We start from the raw sequence: 18,607 nt of genomic DNA on the forward strand, positions 1-18,607 counted from the left end.
CAGGGGAATTGTGTTGTGGCGGGTTATTTCAGGGTGACCTTCGAATAGTCCTGCCGCCCGAACGGGCTGACGGAATAACCCTGCACATCCTTGCGCGTCAGCGCATAGGCAGTCGGGTGCGCCAGCGGCAACCACAGCGCCTGCTGCTGAATCTGCGCCTGGGCCTGTTCATACAGCTTGGTGCGCACGCCTTGCTCGCTGGTGGTTTTGCCGGCGCTGATCAGCTTGTCCAGATCGGCACTGCAGTAGCGGGCGAAGTTGGTGCCGGACTTGACCGCCGCGCAGGAAAACTGCGGCGTGAGGAAGTTGTCCGGGTCGCCGTTGTCGCCGGCCCAGCCCATGAACAGCAGGTCATGCTCGCCAGCCTTGGCGCGGCGGATCAATTCGCCCCACTCGATCACGCGGATTTCCGCCTGGATGCCGATTTCCGCCAGATCCGATTGCAGCAACTGCGCCCCCAGACTCGGATTGGGGTTGAGCAGGCTGCCGGACGGACGGGTCCAGATGGTGGTCTGGAAGCCGTCCTTGAGTCCGGCCTTGGCCAGCAACGCCTTGGCTTTGGCCACGTCGTGCGGGTAGCCCGGCAGGTTCTTTGCGTAGCTCCAGGTGTTCGGCGGGTAAGGGCCGTTGGCGGGTTCGGCGGTGTCTTCGAACACGGCTTTGACGTAGTTGGCCTTGTCGAAGGCGAGGTTGATCGCCTGGCGCACCTCCGGCTTGTCCAGCGGTGGGTGCTGGCTGTTGATGCCGACGAAAGCCGTCATGAACGCGTCAGTCTTTTCCACTTTCAGGGTCGGTTCTTCCTGCGCCGCTTTCACGTCCAGCGGTTTCGGCGACAGGGCGATCTGACACTCGTTGCGCCGCAGCTTTTGCAGGCGCACGTTGGCGTCCGGGGTGATGGCGAAGATCAGCGGGTCGACCGCCGGCTTGCCGCCGAAGTAGTCCGGGTTGGCCTTGTAGCGCACCGAAGCGTCTTTCTGGAAGCGCGTGAACACAAACGGGCCGGTGCCGATCGGCTGGCTGTTGAGCTTGTCGGTGGCGTCGGCCTTGAGCAGCTTGTCCGCATATTCGGCGGAATAGATCGAGGCGAAGCCCATGCTCAGGGTCGCGAGGAACGTCGAATCCGGGTGATCGAGGGTAAAACGCACGGTCAGCGGATCGAGTGCGTCGATTTTCTTGATCAGCGCCGGCAACTGCATGGACTGCGCGTGCGGGAAGCCGCTTTGCGCCACTTTGTGCCATGGGTTGGCCGGGTCGAGCATGCGGTCGAAGCTGAATTTGACGTCTTCGGCGCTCAGGGTGCGGGTCGGTTTGAAATAGTCGGTGCTGTGAAACTTCACCTGCGGGTGCAGCTTGAACACATAAGTCAGGCCGTCGGTGCTGACTTCCCAGCTGTCGGCCAGGCTCGGCACGACTTTGCCGCTGGCGGTGTCGAAGTCGACCAGGCGGTTCATCAGCACGTCGGCCGAGGCATTGGTGGTGGTCAGCGAGTTGTATTGCACCACGTCAAACCCTTCAGGGCTGGCCTCGGTGCAGACGCTCAGGGCGGCGGCCTGGGCCAGGGGGCTCAGCAGAAGCGGGGCGAGCAACAGGGGTAGGGCAGCGAGGCGCATGGTCGGCTTCCTTTACAGATCGAAGGCCATCTGCAGGTGCAGTCTGGAAAAGGGTTACCCTAGAGGGCTGGATTGCAAATGACTATCCCCTTTTGTATTTTTCGGGGCCGGGCACTGGCGTTTTTCAGACCGCGGTGCGCCCAGAAAAGTCGGAAACCTCTGTCAGAGCGGTTTTCTGCGACGAGTGGTCAAAACTCGCGCCAGCCTTTATCCAAAGCGTCCGCAGCCGGAAAATGCGCTTTTTTAGCGGTTGATTGCACATCGATTGTTGTTGCACCCCGGTCTTTCTGGTATAAAGCAGCGCTCTTTTCTAGGGGCCCGGTTCCTTCACTGTAGGTGTAGCCGGTAAGACCTCTAAAGAAACGCGGCGCCTGGCGCCAAATGACTGAGAGATTAAGCGGCCAACCCATGCCGGGTTGGGCATGTGGTTTTAGAGGGCTGAGGCATGTCGAGAGTATGTCAAGTTACCGGTAAGGGTCCGGTAACCGGGAATAACATTTCCCACGCAAACAACAAAACCCGTCGTCGTTTCCTGCCGAACCTGCAGCATCACCGCTTCTGGGTTGAAGAAGAGAAACGTTTTGTGCGTCTGCGCGTATCTGCCAAAGGCATGCGCATCATCGACAAGCGTGGCATCAGTGTCGTGCTCGCCGAACTTCGCCGCGATGGCAAGATTTAAGGGAGCTAATCATGCGTGAATTGATTCGTTTGATCTCGAGCGCCGGTACTGGTCACTTCTACACTACCGACAAGAACAAGCGTACTACTCCGGACAAAATCGAGATCAAGAAATATGATCCGGTTGTTCGTAAGCACGTGATCTACAAGGAAGGCAAAATCAAGTAATTGATTTTTCCCGACTTACAAAAAAGGCCCGTATCTCACGATACGGGCCTTTTTTGTTGTCTCGGATTTCTGTGGTGTCTGGCCGGGCCTCATCGCGAGCAGGCTCACTCCTACATTGGAATGCGGTTCCCTGTAGGAGTGAGCCTGCTCGCGATAGGGCCGGATCAGTCAGCGAAAATCCTCAAGCCTTCTGCTCAAAGATCACATAGATCTTGCGGCAAGCCTCCAGCACTTCCCAGGTACCACGGAAACCGGCCGGAATCACAAAGCGGTCGCCAACACGCAAGGTCTTGGCATTGCCATCGCTGTCGCGCAGCACCGAAACCCCCTGCAGGATTTCGCAGTATTCATGCTCGGTGTAGTTCACCGTCCACTGTCCGACCGCGCCTTCCCACACGCCGACATTCATTTGCCCACAAGGGCTGTCGTACTGATTGAACACCGCTTGCTCGGGATCGCCCTTGAGCACTTTGGCCGGGTCCGGGCGATAGCGTTCGGCTGTGCTGGTGGTCAGCCTGATATCGACGACGTTCTGGATGTTCATTGTTGTTTTCTCCCGTGATGACGGCGCGGTGGCTTGAAAGGGCCAAAGTCTATGTTTATTAAAATGAACACCGCAAGGCCGTATGGCGCGCTTATGTCAAATATATTGAAACAACCCCGGCCGCTGGTTTAGGGTGGCGGGTGCCTTGGGCCGAAAAAGCAGGCCGGCCGGGCAGCATTCCTGAAGACGTCCGCGAAGAACGCGGCGCTCGTATTCAACAAGAGGAGGACACTCGAATGACCACCCTGACTCGTGCCGATTGGGAACAACGTGCTCGCGACCTGAAGATCGAAGGCCGCGCCTACCTCAACGGCGAATACACCGACGCCGTCTCCGGCGAGACCTTCGAGTGCATCAGCCCGGTCGATGGCCGTCTGCTGGGCAAGATCGCCAGCTGTGACGCCGCCGACGCCCAGCGCGCCGTGGAAAACGCTCGTGCCACGTTCAATTCCGGCGTCTGGTCGCGCCTGGCGCCGAGCAAACGCAAAGCCACCATGATTCGTTTCGCCAGCCTGCTCAAGCAGCACGCTGAAGAGCTGGCGTTGCTCGAAACGCTCGACATGGGCAAGCCGATCAGCGACTCGCTGTACATCGACGTCCCGGGCGCGGCGCAAGCGCTGAGCTGGAGCGGTGAGGCGATCGACAAGATCTACGACGAAGTCGCCGCCACGCCGCATGATCAACTGGGTCTGGTGACCCGCGAGCCGGTCGGCGTTGTCGGCGCCATCGTGCCGTGGAATTTCCCGCTGATGATGGCCTGCTGGAAGCTCGGCCCGGCGCTGTCCACCGGTAACTCGGTGATCCTCAAACCGTCGGAAAAATCCCCGCTGACTGCCATCCGCATCGCTGCATTGGCCGTTGAGGCCGGTATTCCGAAAGGCGTACTCAACGTGCTGCCGGGCTACGGCCACACTGTTGGCAAGGCGCTGGCGCTACACAATGACGTCGACACCCTGGTGTTCACCGGCTCGACCAAGATCGCCAAGCAACTGATGATCTACGCCGGCGAATCGAACATGAAGCGCGTGTGGCTGGAAGCCGGCGGCAAGAGCCCGAACATCGTTTTTGCCGATGCGCCGGACCTGCAAGCCGCTGCCGAATCCGCCGCCAGTGCCATCGCCTTCAACCAGGGCGAAGTCTGCACCGCCGGTTCGCGGCTGCTGGTCGAGCGTTCGATCAAGGACAAATTCCTGCCGATGGTGATCGAGGCGCTGAAAGCCTGGAAACCGGGCAACCCGCTGGACCCGGCGACCAACGTCGGTGCGCTGGTCGATACCCAGCAGATGAACACCGTGCTTTCGTACATTGAGTCCGGTCACAGCGACGGCGCCAAACTGGTGGCCGGCGGCAAGCGCATCCTCCAGGAAACCGGTGGTACCTACGTCGAACCGACGATTTTCGACGGCGTGAGCAACGCGATGAAGATCGCCCAGGAAGAGATCTTCGGCCCGGTGCTGTCGGTCATCGCCTTCGACACCGCTGAAGAAGCGATCCAGATCGCCAACGACACGCCGTATGGCCTGGCCGCAGCAGTATGGACTCAGGACATTTCCAAGGCGCACCTGACCGCCAAGGCGCTACGTGCCGGTAGCGTGTGGGTCAACCAGTACGACGGCGGCGACATGACCGCACCGTTCGGCGGCTTCAAGCAGTCGGGCAACGGTCGTGACAAGTCGCTGCACGCGTTCGACAAGTACACCGAGCTGAAGGCGACGTGGATCAAGCTGTAAGCCGTTAGCGGGAGCCCGTTCACTCCGGGCTCCCTGACGAAACAGAGATTCCCTGTGGGAGCGGGCTTGCTCGCGAAAGCGGTGTATCAGTCAGCACATTTGCTGAATGGGAAACCGTTTTCGCGAGCAAGCCCGCTCCCACAGTGATTTTGTGGCGCACATAAGAATATCCACAGGAGCGTGGACCATGCGTTGGGCGACGTATTTCGCCGTGTTGGCGTCTGTCTTGAGTGTTGGCCTGGCCCTGGGGGTCAGTATGCCGCTGGTGTCGTTGCGCCTGGAGGGTTGGGGTTACGGCTCCTTTGCCATTGGCGTGATGGCGGCGATGCCGGCGATTGGCGTGCTGCTGGGGGCGAAGATTTCCAGTCACTTGGCGGCGCGTTTCGGCACGGCGAACCTGATGCGACTGTGCCTGTGGGCCGGCGCGCTCTCGATCGGCTTGCTGGCGCTGCTGCCGAGTTATCCAGTGTGGCTGGTTCTGCGGCTGATGATCGGGGTGATCCTGACCATCGTGTTCATCCTTGGCGAGAGCTGGATCAATCAACTGGTCGTCGAAAACTGGCGCGGTCGGCTGGTGGCGCTGTATGGCAGCAGCTATGCGCTGAGCCAACTGTCTGGTCCGCTGCTGCTGGGTGCGCTCGGCACTGAGCACGATTACGGGTTCTGGGTCGGCGTCGGGCTGCTGACGGTCTCACCTTTGCTGTTGATGGGCCGCAGCGGTGCGCCGAGCAGTGAAGCCAGCAGTGTGACGTTCAGCGATTTGTGGGGTTTTGCCCGTGAGCTGCCGGCGATTGCCTGGGCGGTGTCACTGTTCGCCGCGTTCGAGGCGATGATCCTCACGTTGTTGCCGGTGTATTGCCTGCAACAGGGCTTTACCGCCGAGATCGCGTTGGCGATGGTCAGCACGGTGGTGGTCGGCGATGCGCTGCTGCAACTGCCGATTGGTGCGTTGGCGGACTACCTGTCGCGACGTACCTTGTTCACCGGATGCGCGGTGGTGTTGATGCTGTCGAGCCTGGCGATTCCGCTGTTGATCGACACGCTGCTGATCTGGCCGTTGTGGGTGTTGTTCGGGGCCAGTGCCGGTGGGCTGTTCACCTTGTCACTGATCCTGATCGGCGAGCGTTATCGCGACGATGCGCTGGTGCGGGCCAATGCGCACATTGCGCAGCTGTGGGGTGTCGGTTGTCTGATCGGGCCGTTGATGGCAGGGGCGGGCAGCCAGTGGATCAGCGGGCATGCGTTACCGCTGTTGATGGCGGTGGGGGCGTTCGGGTTGGTGATTCTGCTGATGCGCCAAGGTGCGTTCGGGGCGGTGCAAACGGCTTAAGGTCAAAAGATCGCAGCCTGCGGCAGCTCCTACAGGGAAACCGCATTCCAGTGTAGGAGCTGCCGCAGGCTGCGATCTTTTGCTTTTTAAAGCATCCGCTCCAGGCCGACAGTGGTGCTGAACCACGCATTGAACCGCCGCCACCAGCTCCCGGGTTCCTTGGTCAGCGTGTGCATCTGGCCGTTGTCCTCGGTCACCCAGACGATCTTGCCATCCTGCAGTTTCGCCTCATAACTCAGTGCTGGTGCCATGCCTTGCAAGGCCAGTTCGCGTGCGCGTTCGGCCAGTTCCGGGCTGTCCACCAGGACCCCGACCTCGGTGTTCCACAGCACCGAGCGCGGGTCGAAGTTGAACGAGCCGATGAACGCTTTCTGCCTGTCGAAAATCATCGCCTTGCTGTGCAGGCTGGAATCCGAACCCCGGAATGACTTGCTGTAGAACAGGTGTGGGCCGCTGCCATAGTTATCCCCAGGCTGGCGGCGCAGCTCATACAGTTTTACCCCGTGCTCCAGCAGTGCCTTGCGATACGGCGCATAACCGCCGTGCACCGCCGGTACATCGGTGGCCTCCAGCGAGTTGGTCAGCAGGCTCACCGAGACCCCGGCGTCGGCACGCCCGGTCAGGTACACCAGCCCCGGCTGGCCGGGTACGAAATACGCCGAAATCATGATCAGTTCTTTGCTGACGCCGCGCAGTTCCGGCGCCAGTTGCGTGGTCAGCAGCAGTTGCGGGTCCGGTTCGTCCTTGGCCAGCACCTTGCTCGGCGCGTCCCACAGCGCCTGGTTCCAGGCCCAGATCAGTTCCTTGCGCCAGATGTCCATGCGCGGCGCGGTCTTGAAGGTCATCAGCTGTTGATACAACGCGTGGTTCTGTTTGCGGGTTTCATCCAGCGATTCTTCGAGGCGCGTGCGGGTGTTCTGCAGGTCTTTGGTGCTCGGTTTGCTGGAGAGGAATTCGTCGATCGGCTTGCTCAGCGCGCTGTTCCAGTACTGATCGAAACTGTGCCCAAGCTGCTCGGCCACCGGGCCGACGCTGAGCATGTCGATGTCGGTGAAGTTCAGGTTCGGTTCGGCATCGAAATACTCGTCGCCCAGATTGCGCCCGCCGACGATGGCCACGCTGTTGTCCGCCAGCCACAGCTTGTTGTGCATGCGCCGATGTTGCAGCGACAGGTTGAACAGGCGGCCGGCGGCGCGGGTCACGCCCGTGCTGCGGCCCAGATGCAGTGGATTGAACAGGCGGATCTGGATCTGTGGATGCGCCGCCAGCGTGGCGATGATCGTGTCCAGACCATCGCTGGTGGTGTCGTCGAGCAGAATGCGTACCCGCACGCCACGGTCGGCGGCCTTGAGCAGTTCTTCCACGAGCATCCGTGTACTGACGCCGTCGTGGACGATGTAGTACTGCAAGTCGAGGCTGGTTTGCGCATTGCGGATCAGTTCGGCGCGAGCGGTGAAGGCCTCAGTGCTGTTGGACAGCAGGCGGAACCCGGAGCGGCCCTGATAGGGCGCCACCTGGGCCTGAATCGAGCGACCGAATGCGGAGCCGGCAGCCGGCAACGCCTGGCTGGGTTCACGCGCTACATCGAGATTGGCGCAACCACTGGCCAACGAACACAGGACAAAGACAGCGAGCAATTTTTTTCCGGGTCGCACGTTGCTTTCTCGGCTGGGGGCTGGGGGTGACGGAGTATGGCATGCAGAGGATTTCAAAGACCGCTTCCAGGCGGATCCTCGCCACACTATGTAAACAATTAGTCGTTCGAAAGTAGGAATGAGTTCGCATGTGTTTTTGGACTATTTGCCATGTCGTTTTTTCCGCTCTTGGTTGGTGCCTATTCCTACATACGGATCCTGCAAAAAAGGAAATCATCGCCCCCGGTATTCACGGCCCCGGTGAAAGCGATGTCCTGAATACCTGCCATTTATAAATAGCCGAACAAGTAGGGACTGATGAAAAAAACAACATGGATGGCTGCCATCGCGGCCGCGGTATTGCCGACGCTGGCCGCTGCCGAGAGCGTGGATCTGAACGTGATCGGAACCATTATTCCGACCTCGTGCATCCCGGCATTTGCCGGTGGTGGCACCGTCGATCTGCGCAAGATTTCGGCGGCCACACTGAACAAGACCACGCAGACGCTGCTGCCGACTCACGATATTTCGCTGCACATCAATTGCGATGCGCCGGCGCCGGTGGAGGTGTTGGTCAGAGACAATCGTGCGGCAACCAAATTGCCGGGCATCAACGATGGCGCCGGTAACAGCGATCCGGCCTTGTTTTACGGGCTAGGCGAAATCGGCGGCATCCGTATCGGCGGCTTCGCTCTGCGCCACGGGCGCCCGGAAGCCGACGGTATCCAGCAGACCCTGATGACCCGCACCCTGGCGGCGCCGGCGTGGCAATTGCCTTCCTCGCCGCTGGTGAGCAATGCCCCGGCGCTGTACTCCTGGGGTACCGGCGTGGCAGCCGGCCCGGTCGCGGCGCGCCATCACGGGTTTCCGATGAGCCTGTTGCCGATCATTGGCCCAAGTAACGCGCTGCCGATCGCCAGCGAGATCCCGCTCGATGGCTCGGTCACCTTCGACATGTACTACCTCTGATCGACAGAGCCCGGCCGTTGCCGGGTTCTTTCAGGTTCATTCGGCGCGTCCTTAGACGGGGGCGCTGAAACTTTCCAGCGGAACAATCCCGATGCCGATTTCAATGTGCCGTCCTGGCTTCAGGGCGCTGCCACTGTGCCTGCTCGCCGTGATTTTGATGCCCAACGCCCACGCTGCCGGAATGGTGCCGCAAACACCTGTGCTGGTGGTGGATGAAGGTCTCGGGGAGGCGACGATGAATGTCCGAAATACCGAGTCCCGTCCGGCCCTGCTGCACACCACGGTGGTAAACATCGAGCCGCATGATCAAACGCAGTTGCTGTTCAGCCCGTCGGTAACCCGTGTCGAGGCCGGGGCAGTGCAGCAAGTGCGGTTCATTTTGCAGAGCGCCGAACCGTTGCAGACCGAGCGTCTGAAGCGGGTGATTTTTGAAGGGATCAATCCTGTGGCAAGTGCTGACGGCGCCCGGGTCAATCTGGGCGTGCGGCAAAACCTGCCGGTGATCCTGCGCCCCGCCGGCCTGCCGGTGGAGCGCGAGCCATGGCATCGCCTGAGCTGGTCGGCCACTGCTGAGGGCTTGCTGGTCAGTAATCCCAGTCCTTACGTCGTTCGCCTGGCGAAGGCGATTGTTCCGCTGCCGGGCACACAGGCGGTGGATCTGCCGCGCACCTGGATCCTGCCTGGCGAGCGCCTGTCTGTCGCGTTGCCCTTGAGTTCGACGGTGCGGACCATGGGCGTGCGGATTTTTCCGGCCACCACCTATGGCTTTGCAGTCGATCACTTCGATGCTCCGGTAACGCACTGATGCGCAGGCCTGCCCGTCGGGGACTGGCACTGGTGATGGTTCAGGGCGCAGGCGCAGCGCTGGCCGGCGAGGTGGTGGAGTTCGATGCGCAGCTGCTTCGCGAGCGCGGACTCGACCCCGCATTGGCTGCGTACTTCCGCCAGGCACCGCGTTTCTCCCAGGGCACGCGCCTGGTAGCACTGGAGGTCAATGGACAGCCTCGCGGCCGCGTGTTCGTGACGTTCGATGCCGAGGGCGAGCCGTGCCTGCAGCCGGCCTTGCTCAAGGCTGCCGGCGTGCGCTCGCAAACCTCTGCGGCGTCGGCAGACCGACAGCCGTGCCTGACACTGCGCGAAGGTCTGCCCTCGGCCATCATTGAGTTGCATCCCGGCCAGGAACAGATCGACCTGCTGTTGCCGACCGACCTGCTGGCGTTGCCGGAGTTTCAATCGCGCAGCTTCGCCAATGGTGGTGTGGGCGGTGTGTTTAACTACGATGCGTTGCTGATGGGCAGCCGGCACGAGGGACAGCGCAGCGACTTTCGCAGCCTGGGCTCGGAGATTGGCTTGAATGCCGGTGACTGGATCCTGCGTAGCCGGCAGTCCTACACGCAACTTCCGGACAGTACGCGTTTCGAGCATCTGTATGCCTATGGCATGCACACCCTGGAAGACGACGAAGCCAGCGTGCAGATCGGCCAGTTGAATCTGCAGTCGCCCCTGTTTGCCGGCGAATCGTTCAGCGGCGTGCAGATCCTGCCGGAAGACGCGTTCGCGCAAATGCGTGCGGCACAACAGGGTCTGCGTGGTGAGGTCGAAGGCATCGCCTGGTCGCCATCGCGGATCGAAGTCCGGCAGAACGGCGTGCCGATCTACACCACGCGAGTTCCTGCCGGGCCGTTCACCCTGCGCGCGCTGCCGTTGTTGAGCAACCAGCTCGACCTTGAGGTGAGCGTGCACGAGCAAGAAGGGCAGGTGCGGCGCTTTCGCGTCCCGGCCGCCAGCCTTCAGGATTCCCGGTTCGAGCGGGCCGACACGTTCAATCTGGCGCTGGGCACTGTGCGACGCCAGGGCTCGGATGATCGTCGGGCGCCGTCGTTCGCCACCCTTGGCAAGGAATGGAGTCTGTCGCGAGCGCTGCGCATGAGTGGCGGTGTACTCGGTGGTTCGGACTACCTGTCGGCGGGGTGGGGGCTGCAGCGGCAATGGCCGGGCAATCTGACCACCGGTGTGCGCCAGCTGCTGTCCACCGATCGCGCTACAGGCGTTGCGGGTCATCAGGTGCAAATGACCGTGAATGCCGTGCTGGCGCCGAACCTGTCCACCAGCGTGGTCGCTGTGCGTCGTGGCCAGGGCTTTCGTACGCTGTCGAACACTGGCTGGAACTCGCAGCAGGGCCGTGCCGAATTGCCCGGGCGCGAGCACTGGACGTTTGCCCTCAACGGTTCCGTCGAACGCTGGGGCGCGTTCGGCATGACCTGGTCGCGTTACACCCGCGTGGATCAGCCGCCGCATATGCGCCTGGGGCTGTCGTGGTCGCAGACACTGCCCGCGCGGATCAGTCTGTCGTTGAGCCTGGAACGGGGAATCGGCGATGCCGACGCGGGGCGCCGGGGCACCTCGGCTTACCTGACGGCGGGGATGCCATTGGGCGAACAGCGCCGGGTTCGCAGCTACCTGCGCAGCGATCCACGATCCGGGGGGCGCAGTGGCGTGTCGATGAGCGAAGTGCTCAGTGAAACCCTGGCCTACAGCGCCAGTGCCGAACACCGTGAAGACGCGGCGCCGTCTCTCGGATTGCGAGTCAACGCTCTGGCCCGTTACACCCGTCTGGACCTCGGTATGAGCCAGCGGGACGAAGCGCGCGAATTCGACGTGGGCCTGCGTGGCGGCATGGCACTGCATCGCGATGGCGTCACGCTGTCGCCCTATCCGCTGCGCGAGACCTTTGGCGTGCTCAAGGCCGGCGACCGTGCGGGTCTGAAGTTGTTCACGCCGCAAGGTCCGGTGTGGACGGACGGAGCGGGCCGGGCGGTGGTGGCGAGTCTGCCGGCGTATTCGACCGCCCGGCTGGAAGTCGACCCGTTGAGCCTGCCGCGCAACGTCGAGGTGCTCGACGGTTATCAAGAAGTGGAAGCCGGGCGCGGGTCGGTGCAGCACCTGGAGTTCTCCATCACCCGCGTGCGGCGCGTGCTGTTGAAGGCCAGGACGGTTGATCGGCAATGGCTGCCCAGTGGCCTGGCCGTACAGGACGGGCAAGGTGAATACCTGACCACGGTGCTTGAGGCCGGGACGATCTTTGTGCCGGACATCAAGCCTGGGCAACCGTTGCGGGTGCAGCTGTCGGACACCACGCACTGCGAGCTGCAATTCACCCTGGCCGAATCGCCTGACGAGCACGCATTGATCGAGCCTGTCGAAGCGCTCTGTCAGCCTTTGAGCAATACATGACTGAGGTTTTTCCCATGCAACGATGGATTATCCAGATCATGCTGGCATGGCTGTTGTCCGCATCCGCCATGGCCAGTGCGAGCTGCCGGATGACGCTGTCGCCGGACGCTGTGGACTATGGCGTCCTGACGAGGGCGCAACTGCTGGCGCGGCCATCGAGTGGCGACGACGGCAGCTTCGGGGTGCGCAGGGTTCATCTGCGGATTCAATGTCCGGATGTGCGCTCGATCAGTTGGTCCTTTGCTGCCCCGAGCAGCGATGCGCTGCATTATCGCTGGGCACCGGGACGGTTGCAGGTACGCATAGTGACGGTGCGTCTGGACGGCGCGCCGGTGCAGTGGCAGCGCGAGGGAGAGCGGGCGGGCGCGGCGGATTTGCTGCAGCCTGGCGATCGCATCGTGAGCTGGCGCGCGGGCAGCATCGCCACCGGTCGTCATCTCGACGTGGAGCTGGACATCGAGGCCCGCGTCAGCGATGCCTCAAGCCGTGTCGCCGACCTTCGTCGCTTCGACGGGCACGGTACGTTTCGGCTCGAATGACTCGGTTTCGGCCAGCAGTCTGCTCGCCGCTGCGCCAACCTTGCGCACCGCTTCTTCGATCTGCGGTGTCGGTTTGGCCGCGTAGTTCATCCGCAGGCAATTGCGGTATTTTCCCGAGGCGGAAAAGATACTGCCGACGGCGATCTGTACACCTTGATCGAGCAGCGCACGATTGAGTTTCAGCGTATCGAAACCCTCGGGCAGTTCGACCCAGAGCATGAAGCTGCCCTGCGGGCGACTGGCGCGGGTGCCGGCAGGAAAGTAGCGAGTGACCCAGTCGATCATCGCGTCGCGATTGCGCTGGTATTGCGTGCGCATCCGCCGCAAGTGCGGTTCGAAATGGCCGCCCTTGAGAAATTCGGCGATGGCGATCTGCGGCTGCGGTGCGGTGGAACCGGTGCTGATGTATTTCATGTGCAGCACCCGTTCCAGATAACGACCCGGTGCCACCCAACCGATGCGCAGCCCTGGCGCCAGGGTCTTGGAAAACGAGCTGCACAGCAGCACTCGACCATCTTCGTCGAAGGACTTGATCGTGCGCGGGCGCGGGTAGGTGTAGGCCAGCTCGCCATACACATCGTCCTCGATGATCGCCACGTCGAAACGCTGTGCCAGGTTGAGCAGGGCGCGCTTGCGCGACTCCGGCATGATGTAGCCCAGCGGGTTGTTGCAGTTGGGGGTGATCTGGATGACCTTGATCGGCCACTGCTCCAGCGCCAGTTCCAGCGCTTCGAGGCTGATGCCGGTGAGCGGATCGGTGGGGATTTCCAGGGCTTTCATGCCCAGGCCTTTGAGCGTTTGCATGGCGCCGTGGAAGCTCGGCGAATCCACCGCTACGATGTCGCCCGGTTCGCAGATGGCGTGGATGCTGGTGGACAGCGCTTCGTGGCAACCGGTGGTGATCACCAGGTCGCTGGCGCTCAACTGGCAACCGGAGTCGAGCATCAATCGAGCGATCTGTTCGCGCAGTTCGAGGGTGCCGTGAATGTTGTCGTAATACAGACCGGGCATGTCCTGGCGGCGGCTGATCCGCGCCAGTCCGCGCAGCAGCGGTTTCATGGTGGGCGTGGTCACGTCGGGCATGCCGCGCCCCAGTTGCACCACGTCCTTGCGCGGCACTGCGCGAATCAGCTCCAGCACCTGATCCCACTGCGAAATCTCCACCGGCCGCTGCGCCGGCCGCCCGACCGCAGGCAGTTCCGGCAGCTCGCGACCCACTGGCACGAAGTAGCCGGACTTGGGTTTCGGCGTTGCCAGACCGCTGTCCTCAAGCATGCGATAGGCCTGCTGCACCGTGCTGAGGCTGACCCCATGTTCTACGCTCAAGGCGCGCACCGAAGGCAGGCGATCGCCAGGACGGTAGAAGCCTTGTTCGATGCGGGTGCCGAGCAGCTCGGCGAGGTTCACATACAGGGTCATGGCACTGCCTCGATGCAGGTGATTCGTTAAACCAGTACAGATGCGGCAAAAATCGGTGATTCAGTCTCAGGAATGGCAAATCTGTATGGAGTTAATACAGAAGTGTTGAATCTGTAATGCTTTTGCCGACCCGCGCATCATGGAATCTCTGGCTACCCAAGTAAACAGGAGCGACAAAAATGAACGGCTTGAGCGATGTGCGGCTGACGTTACACAGTCAGGAACTGGAGGCAGGGCAGGAGGACAGTGCATGGAATACCGCCATGCGCAACGCGCCGTCCGGCCTGAGTCGCTGGGGCCTGTTCTGGCATCGTCTGCACACGCGCAAGGCGCTGTTGAACCTGACGCCGGAGCAGCTCAAGGATGTCGGGTTGACCCGGGAGCAGGCGCAGGAGGAGGGGTTGAAGCCGTTCTGGCGGATCTGAAGGATGTGGTGCTGTTTCTGACCCCATCGCGAGCAGGCTCACTCCTACAGGGGAATACGTTCCTACTGTAGGAGTGAGCCTGCTCGCGATGAGGGCATTAAGGCTGGTGCAAAAACCTCAGACCAGCTCTTTGAGCCGATGCCACAACATCCCCAGCGCCAGCAACGGCGAACGCAAGTGCCTGCCGCCGGGGAAAGTGATGTGCGGCACCTTGGCAAACAGGTCGAAGCCACCGCTGTGCTGCCCGCTGATCGCCTCGGCGAGCAATTTGCCCGCCAGGTGCGTGGCATTCACCCCATGCCCGGAATAGGCCTGGGCGTAATACACGTTCGGCTGATCATTGAGCCGGCCGATCTGTGGCAGTCGATTGGCACCGATGCCGATCATGCCGCCCCATTGATAGTCGATCTTCACGCCTGCCAGTTGCGGGAACACTTCAAGCATCTTCGGCTGCATGTATGCGCCGATGTCTTTCGGATCGCGCCCGGAATAATGGCAGGCGCCGCCGAACAACAAGCGTCGATCCGCCGAGAGCCGGTAGTAATCCAGCGCCACCCGCTGGTCGCAGACCGCCATGTTTTGCGGCAGCAGGCTGTGCGCCAGTTCTGCGGAAAGCGGTTCGGTCGCAATGATGTAACTGCCGGCGGGCAGTACTTTGCCGCTGAGTTGTGGATTGAGGTCGTTGAGGTAAGCGTTGCAGCCCAGCACCAGGGTTTTCGCCCGCACTGAACCTTGAGCGGTGTGTACGCGAACCTCGGGGCCGTAGCCGATGCGGGTGACCGCCGATTGCTCGAACAGTTTGACGCCCAGTAGCTGCGCAGCAGCGGCTTCGCCCAGCGCCAGATTCAGCGGATGCAAATGCCCGGAACCCATGTCGATCAAGCCGCCGACATAACGCTTGGAGCCAACCACGGCGTGCATCTCGTTGGCCTGCAGCAGACGGGTTTCATAGCGATAGCCAAGGCCGCGCAGCTCTTCGGCGTCTTCGGCAAAGCCTTCGAGGTCGGCAGGCTTGTTGGCAAGGTCGCAGTAGCCCCAGGTCAGGTCGCACGGGATCTGGAAACGTTCGACGCGCTGGCGGACGATTTCTACCGCTTCCAGGCCCATCAGTTTCATCTGGCGTACGCCGTCGGCGCCGATGACGTTAGTGAACTGGTCGAGACCGTGGCCGACCCCGCGAATCAACTGCCCACCGTTGCGACCACTGGCGCCCCAACCGATCCGATGCGCTTCCAGCAACACCACGCTGAGGCCGCGTTCGGCCAGTTCCAGCGCGGTGTTCAACCCCGAGAAGCCACCGCCGACCACGCACACATCGGCCATCACTTCGCCTTGCAGCACCGGATGGTCAGGCTGCGGCAGGCTGCTGGCGGCGTAGTAAGAGGCAACGTGGGGTTGGCTCGCGAAGGTTCGGGCGCGGGCATTCATGGGCATCATCCAACGGCTGGGTGTCGAGAAAATTTGACGGAGCATAAGCCGCACGGCCGAAGACGGGCAACACTGGTCGGCCGTTGCTGTCTGGATCACGGCTTTTGCGGCACAATTGCCGCCTATTTCATGTGGGTTACTGTTTCGATGAGCTGCAACAGCCAGAAAATCCGCACCCTGCGTCAGCAGATCCCCTCGTTCGAGTGCGTGCCCGGTTGCCACGATTGCTGCGGGCCAGTGACCACTTCACCGGAAGAAATGGCCCGCCTGCCGCGCAAGACCCGCGCCGAGCAGGATGCGGCGATGGAGGAGCTGAACTGTGTGCACCTGGGGCCGAATGGCTGCACGGTGTATGAGGAGCGGCCGCTGATTTGCCGGTTGTTCGGGACGACGAAGACGTTGCCGTGCCCGAACGGGCGGGGGCCGGTGGAGTTGATTCATCCGCGGGTTGAAAAGCAGATATTCGAGTACATGGCGGCGAATCGGCAGGTGCTGGTTTAACCGGTTCACTCGCAACCGAGCTGACGCCTTCGCGAGCAGGCTCGCTCCCACATTTGAAATGCATTCCCCTGTGGGAGCGAGCCTGCTCGCGAATGGAGCGACGCCAATCTTCAGTCTGGAATCGGCAGACTCAGGCTCTCTTTCACCTCTTCCATCACGATATAGCTTTTGGACTCACGCACATGCGGCAGTTTCAACAGAATGTCGCCCAGCAGTTTGCGGTACGAGGCCATCTCGGAAATCCGCGCCTTCACCAGATAGTCGAAATCCCCTGACACCAAATGGCACTCCAGCACGTGCGGCAATTTCAGCACCGCGCGGCGGAACTCTTCGAACGTGTCGCCGGATTTGTAGTCGAGGCTGATCTCGACGAACACCAGCAGGCTACCCTTCAAGTGCTGCGGATTCAGGCGGGCGTTGTAGCCCATGATGATCCCCTCGCGCTCCAGCCGCCGCACCCGCTCGGTACACGGCGTGGTGGACAGCCCGACCTTCTCCCCGAGTTCGGTAAACGATATGCGCCCGTCCGCCTGCAGGATCCGCAAGATGTTGCGGTCGATCTTGTCCAGCTCACGTTTGGTCTGAGTGTTGGTACGCATAGGGGATGCGCCTCCGTGAAAAGGGTTTTTGCCGAGAATTGTCGCCAAATATAGGCGCTTATATAGTGAAATGCACTGGCCATTCTTTTTTACACTGCGCGCATCATTGCTCTAACAACAGACGTACGCGGCCCTGCCGCGATGAGGGATACAAAAATGCGCGTAATGGTCTTGGGTAGCGGCGTCATCGGTACCGCCAGTGCTTACTATCTGGCCCGTGCCGGGTTTGAAGTGGTGGTGGTCGACCGGCAGCCAGCCGTGGCCATGGAGACCAGTTTCGCCAACGCCGGCCAGGTATCGCCGGGCTACGCCTCGCCGTGGGCCGCGCCGGGCGTGCCGCTCAAGGCCATCAAGTGGCTGCTGCAGCGCCACGCGCCGCTGGCGATCAAGGCCACTGCCGACATCGACCAATACCTGTGGATGGCGCAGATGCTGCGCAACTGCACCGCCAACCGTTACGCGGTGAACAAGGAGCGCATGGTGCGTCTGTCCGAGTACAGCCGCGACTGCCTCGACGAACTGCGCGCTGAAACCGGCATCGCCTACGAAGGCCGCAGCCTCGGCACCACTCAACTGTTCCGCACTCAGGCACAGCTCGATGGCGCCGCCAAGGACATCGCCGTCCTGAAAGAATCCGGCGTGCCGTTTGAAGTCCTCGACCGCGCCGGCATTGCCCGCGTCGAGCCGGCCCTGGCCAACGTAACCGACATCCTCGCCGGCGCCCTGCGTCTGCCGAACGACCAGACCGGCGACTGCCAGATGTTCACCACGCGCCTGGCGGAAATGGCGGTGAAACTCGGTGTGGAATTCCGCTTCGGCCAGGACATCCAGCGCCTCGACTACGCCGGTGACCGCATCAACGGCGTGTGGATCGACGGCAAGCTGGAAACCGCCGACCGCTACGTGCTGGCCCTCGGCAGCTACTCGCCGCAATTGCTCAAGCCGCTGGGCATCAAGGCGCCGGTGTATCCGCTCAAGGGTTATTCGCTGACCGTGCCGATCACCAACCCGGACATGGCTCCGACTTCGACCATTCTCGACGAAACCTACAAGGTCGCGATCACCCGTTTCGACAACCGCATTCGCGTCGGCGGCATGGCCGAGATCGCCGGTTTTGACCTGTCGCTGAACCCGCGTCGGCGCGAAACCCTGGAGATGATCGTCAACGACCTTTATCCTCAGGGCGGCAATCTGGCTGAGGCGAGCTTCTGGACCGGTCTGCGTCCGACCACGCCGGACGGCACGCCGATCGTTGGTGCCACGCCGTTCAAGAACCTGTTCCTCAACACCGGTCACGGCACCCTGGGTTGGACCATGGCGTGCGGTTCCGGTCGTTTGCTGGCCGATCTGATGGCGAAGAAAAAACCGCAGATCAGCGCCGAAGGCCTCGATATTTCCCGTTACGGCAACAAGCCTCAGGAGTCCGCAAAACATGGCAATCCAGCGCCAGCTCACCAATGAGCGCATGAGTCAGATCGTCAGCCACAACGGTACGGTGTATCTGGCCGGACAGGTCGGCGACGACTTCAACGCCGGGATTGAACAACAAACCCGCGAAGTCCTGGCCAATATCGAGCGTCTGCTCGATCTGGCCGGGACTGACAAGCAGCATTTGCTGTCGGCGACGATCTACCTGAACGACATCGAGGCGCACTTCGCCGGGATGAATTCGGTGTGGGATCAGTGGTTGCCTAAAGGCGCCGCGCCGGCCCGTGCCACCGTCGAAGCGAAGATGGCCAAGCCGAGCATTCTGGTCGAGATTTCCATCGTCGCCGCGTTGCCGTAACCGTTTCAAAGAT

The 18,607-nt window shown here is 61.8% G+C and carries 18 protein-coding genes; 12 read left to right on the forward strand and 6 right to left on the reverse strand.

Annotated elements, in window-relative coordinates:
• Positions 1–23: 23 nt before the first annotated feature.
• Entirely contained in the window at positions 24–1,610 is a 1,587-nt protein-coding gene (locus NTD85_RS05675) for an ABC transporter substrate-binding protein (RefSeq protein WP_262141644.1), read from the reverse strand.
• A 445-nt stretch (positions 1,611–2,055) separates the two neighbouring features.
• Between NTD85_RS05675 and rpmB the strand changes: the two genes are divergently transcribed.
• Positions 2,056–2,289: a 50S ribosomal protein L28 gene (gene rpmB, locus NTD85_RS05680; RefSeq protein WP_003229474.1), complete on the forward strand. Its 234-nt coding sequence runs from the start codon at positions 2,056–2,058 to the stop codon at positions 2,287–2,289.
• An 11-nt stretch (positions 2,290–2,300) separates the two neighbouring features.
• Positions 2,301–2,456: a 50S ribosomal protein L33 gene (gene rpmG / locus NTD85_RS05685; protein ID WP_003177274.1), complete on the forward strand. Its 156-nt coding sequence runs from the start codon at positions 2,301–2,303 to the stop codon at positions 2,454–2,456.
• 181 nt (positions 2,457–2,637) lie between these two features.
• On the opposite strand, the gene NTD85_RS05690 is transcribed toward rpmG, so the two are convergent.
• Entirely contained in the window at positions 2,638–3,000 is a 363-nt protein-coding gene (locus NTD85_RS05690; RefSeq protein WP_262141646.1) for a cupin domain-containing protein, read from the reverse strand.
• Positions 3,001–3,236: 236 nt separating this feature from the next.
• On the opposite strand from NTD85_RS05690, the gene NTD85_RS05695 reads away from it, so the two are divergent.
• On the forward strand, positions 3,237–4,730 hold the full coding sequence (locus NTD85_RS05695) for an aldehyde dehydrogenase (protein WP_262141647.1): 1,494 nt from the start codon (positions 3,237–3,239) through the stop codon (positions 4,728–4,730).
• A 187-nt stretch (positions 4,731–4,917) separates the two neighbouring features.
• The gene (locus tag NTD85_RS05700) at positions 4,918–6,060 is read left to right on the forward strand and encodes an MFS transporter (RefSeq protein ID WP_262141648.1); all 1,143 of its coding nucleotides are present in this window, start codon (positions 4,918–4,920) and stop codon (positions 6,058–6,060) included.
• Positions 6,061–6,146: 86 nt separating this feature from the next.
• Here the strand turns inward: NTD85_RS05700 and NTD85_RS05705 are convergent, their stop codons facing one another.
• Complete coding sequence (locus NTD85_RS05705) at positions 6,147–7,697, reverse strand: phospholipase D family protein (RefSeq protein ID WP_410017531.1); 1,551 nt, start codon at positions 7,695–7,697, stop codon at positions 6,147–6,149.
• A 315-nt stretch (positions 7,698–8,012) separates the two neighbouring features.
• Between NTD85_RS05705 and NTD85_RS05710 the strand changes: the two genes are divergently transcribed.
• From NTD85_RS05710 to NTD85_RS05725, 4 genes are all read left to right on the forward strand, one after another.
• The gene (locus tag NTD85_RS05710) at positions 8,013–8,663 is read left to right on the forward strand and encodes a DUF1120 domain-containing protein (protein ID WP_262141650.1); all 651 of its coding nucleotides are present in this window, start codon (positions 8,013–8,015) and stop codon (positions 8,661–8,663) included.
• 91 nt (positions 8,664–8,754) lie between these two features.
• Positions 8,755–9,468 carry a fimbria/pilus chaperone family protein gene (locus NTD85_RS05715; RefSeq protein ID WP_262141651.1) on the forward strand — a complete coding sequence of 238 codons (714 nt, stop codon included), beginning with the start codon at positions 8,755–8,757 and terminating at the stop codon, positions 9,466–9,468.
• Complete coding sequence (locus NTD85_RS05720; RefSeq protein ID WP_262141652.1) at positions 9,468–11,897, forward strand: fimbria/pilus outer membrane usher protein; 2,430 nt, start codon at positions 9,468–9,470, stop codon at positions 11,895–11,897. The genes NTD85_RS05715 and NTD85_RS05720 overlap by 1 nt, the downstream gene beginning before the upstream one ends.
• Before the next feature lie 14 nt (positions 11,898–11,911).
• A complete protein-coding gene (locus NTD85_RS05725; RefSeq protein ID WP_262141653.1) occupies positions 11,912–12,436 on the forward strand; it encodes a hypothetical protein in 525 nt (174 codons plus the stop codon).
• Here the strand turns inward: NTD85_RS05725 and NTD85_RS05730 are convergent.
• Positions 12,377–13,855 (reverse strand): PLP-dependent aminotransferase family protein, encoded by a 1,479-nt coding sequence (locus tag NTD85_RS05730; RefSeq protein ID WP_003229457.1) that lies wholly within the window; start codon positions 13,853–13,855, stop codon positions 12,377–12,379. The genes NTD85_RS05725 and NTD85_RS05730 overlap by 60 nt on opposite strands.
• 179 nt (positions 13,856–14,034) lie before the next feature.
• Between NTD85_RS05730 and NTD85_RS05735 the strand changes: the two genes are divergently transcribed.
• Positions 14,035–14,280: a DUF1127 domain-containing protein gene (locus NTD85_RS05735; protein WP_262141654.1), complete on the forward strand. Its 246-nt coding sequence runs from the start codon at positions 14,035–14,037 to the stop codon at positions 14,278–14,280.
• Between the two features lie 117 nt (positions 14,281–14,397).
• On the opposite strand, the gene NTD85_RS05740 is transcribed toward NTD85_RS05735, so the two are convergent.
• Positions 14,398–15,708 carry an NAD(P)/FAD-dependent oxidoreductase gene (locus NTD85_RS05740; RefSeq protein WP_262141655.1) on the reverse strand — a complete coding sequence of 437 codons (1,311 nt, stop codon included), beginning with the start codon at positions 15,706–15,708 and terminating at the stop codon, positions 14,398–14,400.
• A 147-nt stretch (positions 15,709–15,855) separates the two neighbouring features.
• Between NTD85_RS05740 and NTD85_RS05745 the strand changes: the two genes are divergently transcribed.
• Positions 15,856–16,209, forward strand: coding sequence for a YkgJ family cysteine cluster protein (locus NTD85_RS05745; RefSeq protein ID WP_166221797.1), 354 nt, complete (start codon positions 15,856–15,858; stop codon positions 16,207–16,209).
• Positions 16,210–16,319: 110 nt separating this feature from the next.
• On the opposite strand, the gene NTD85_RS05750 is transcribed toward NTD85_RS05745, so the two are convergent.
• Positions 16,320–16,808, reverse strand: a complete 489-nt coding sequence (locus NTD85_RS05750; RefSeq protein ID WP_003177284.1) for an Lrp/AsnC ligand binding domain-containing protein — start codon at positions 16,806–16,808, stop codon at positions 16,320–16,322.
• A gap of 156 nt (positions 16,809–16,964) precedes the next feature.
• Between NTD85_RS05750 and dadA the strand changes: the two genes are divergently transcribed.
• Together dadA and NTD85_RS05760 are read left to right on the forward strand one after the other, a co-directional pair.
• Entirely contained in the window at positions 16,965–18,269 is a 1,305-nt protein-coding gene (dadA, locus tag NTD85_RS05755; protein WP_064589807.1) for a D-amino acid dehydrogenase, read from the forward strand.
• Positions 18,241–18,594, forward strand: a complete 354-nt coding sequence (locus NTD85_RS05760; protein ID WP_003229450.1) for a RidA family protein — start codon at positions 18,241–18,243, stop codon at positions 18,592–18,594. Before dadA ends, NTD85_RS05760 begins: the two co-directional genes overlap by 29 nt.
• The last annotated feature ends 13 nt before the right edge of the window (positions 18,595–18,607 follow it).

The organism is Pseudomonas sp. 13B_3.2_Bac1 (assembly GCF_025466205.1).
Taxonomy (GTDB): Bacteria; Pseudomonadota; Gammaproteobacteria; order Pseudomonadales; family Pseudomonadaceae; genus Aquipseudomonas; species Aquipseudomonas fluorescens_H.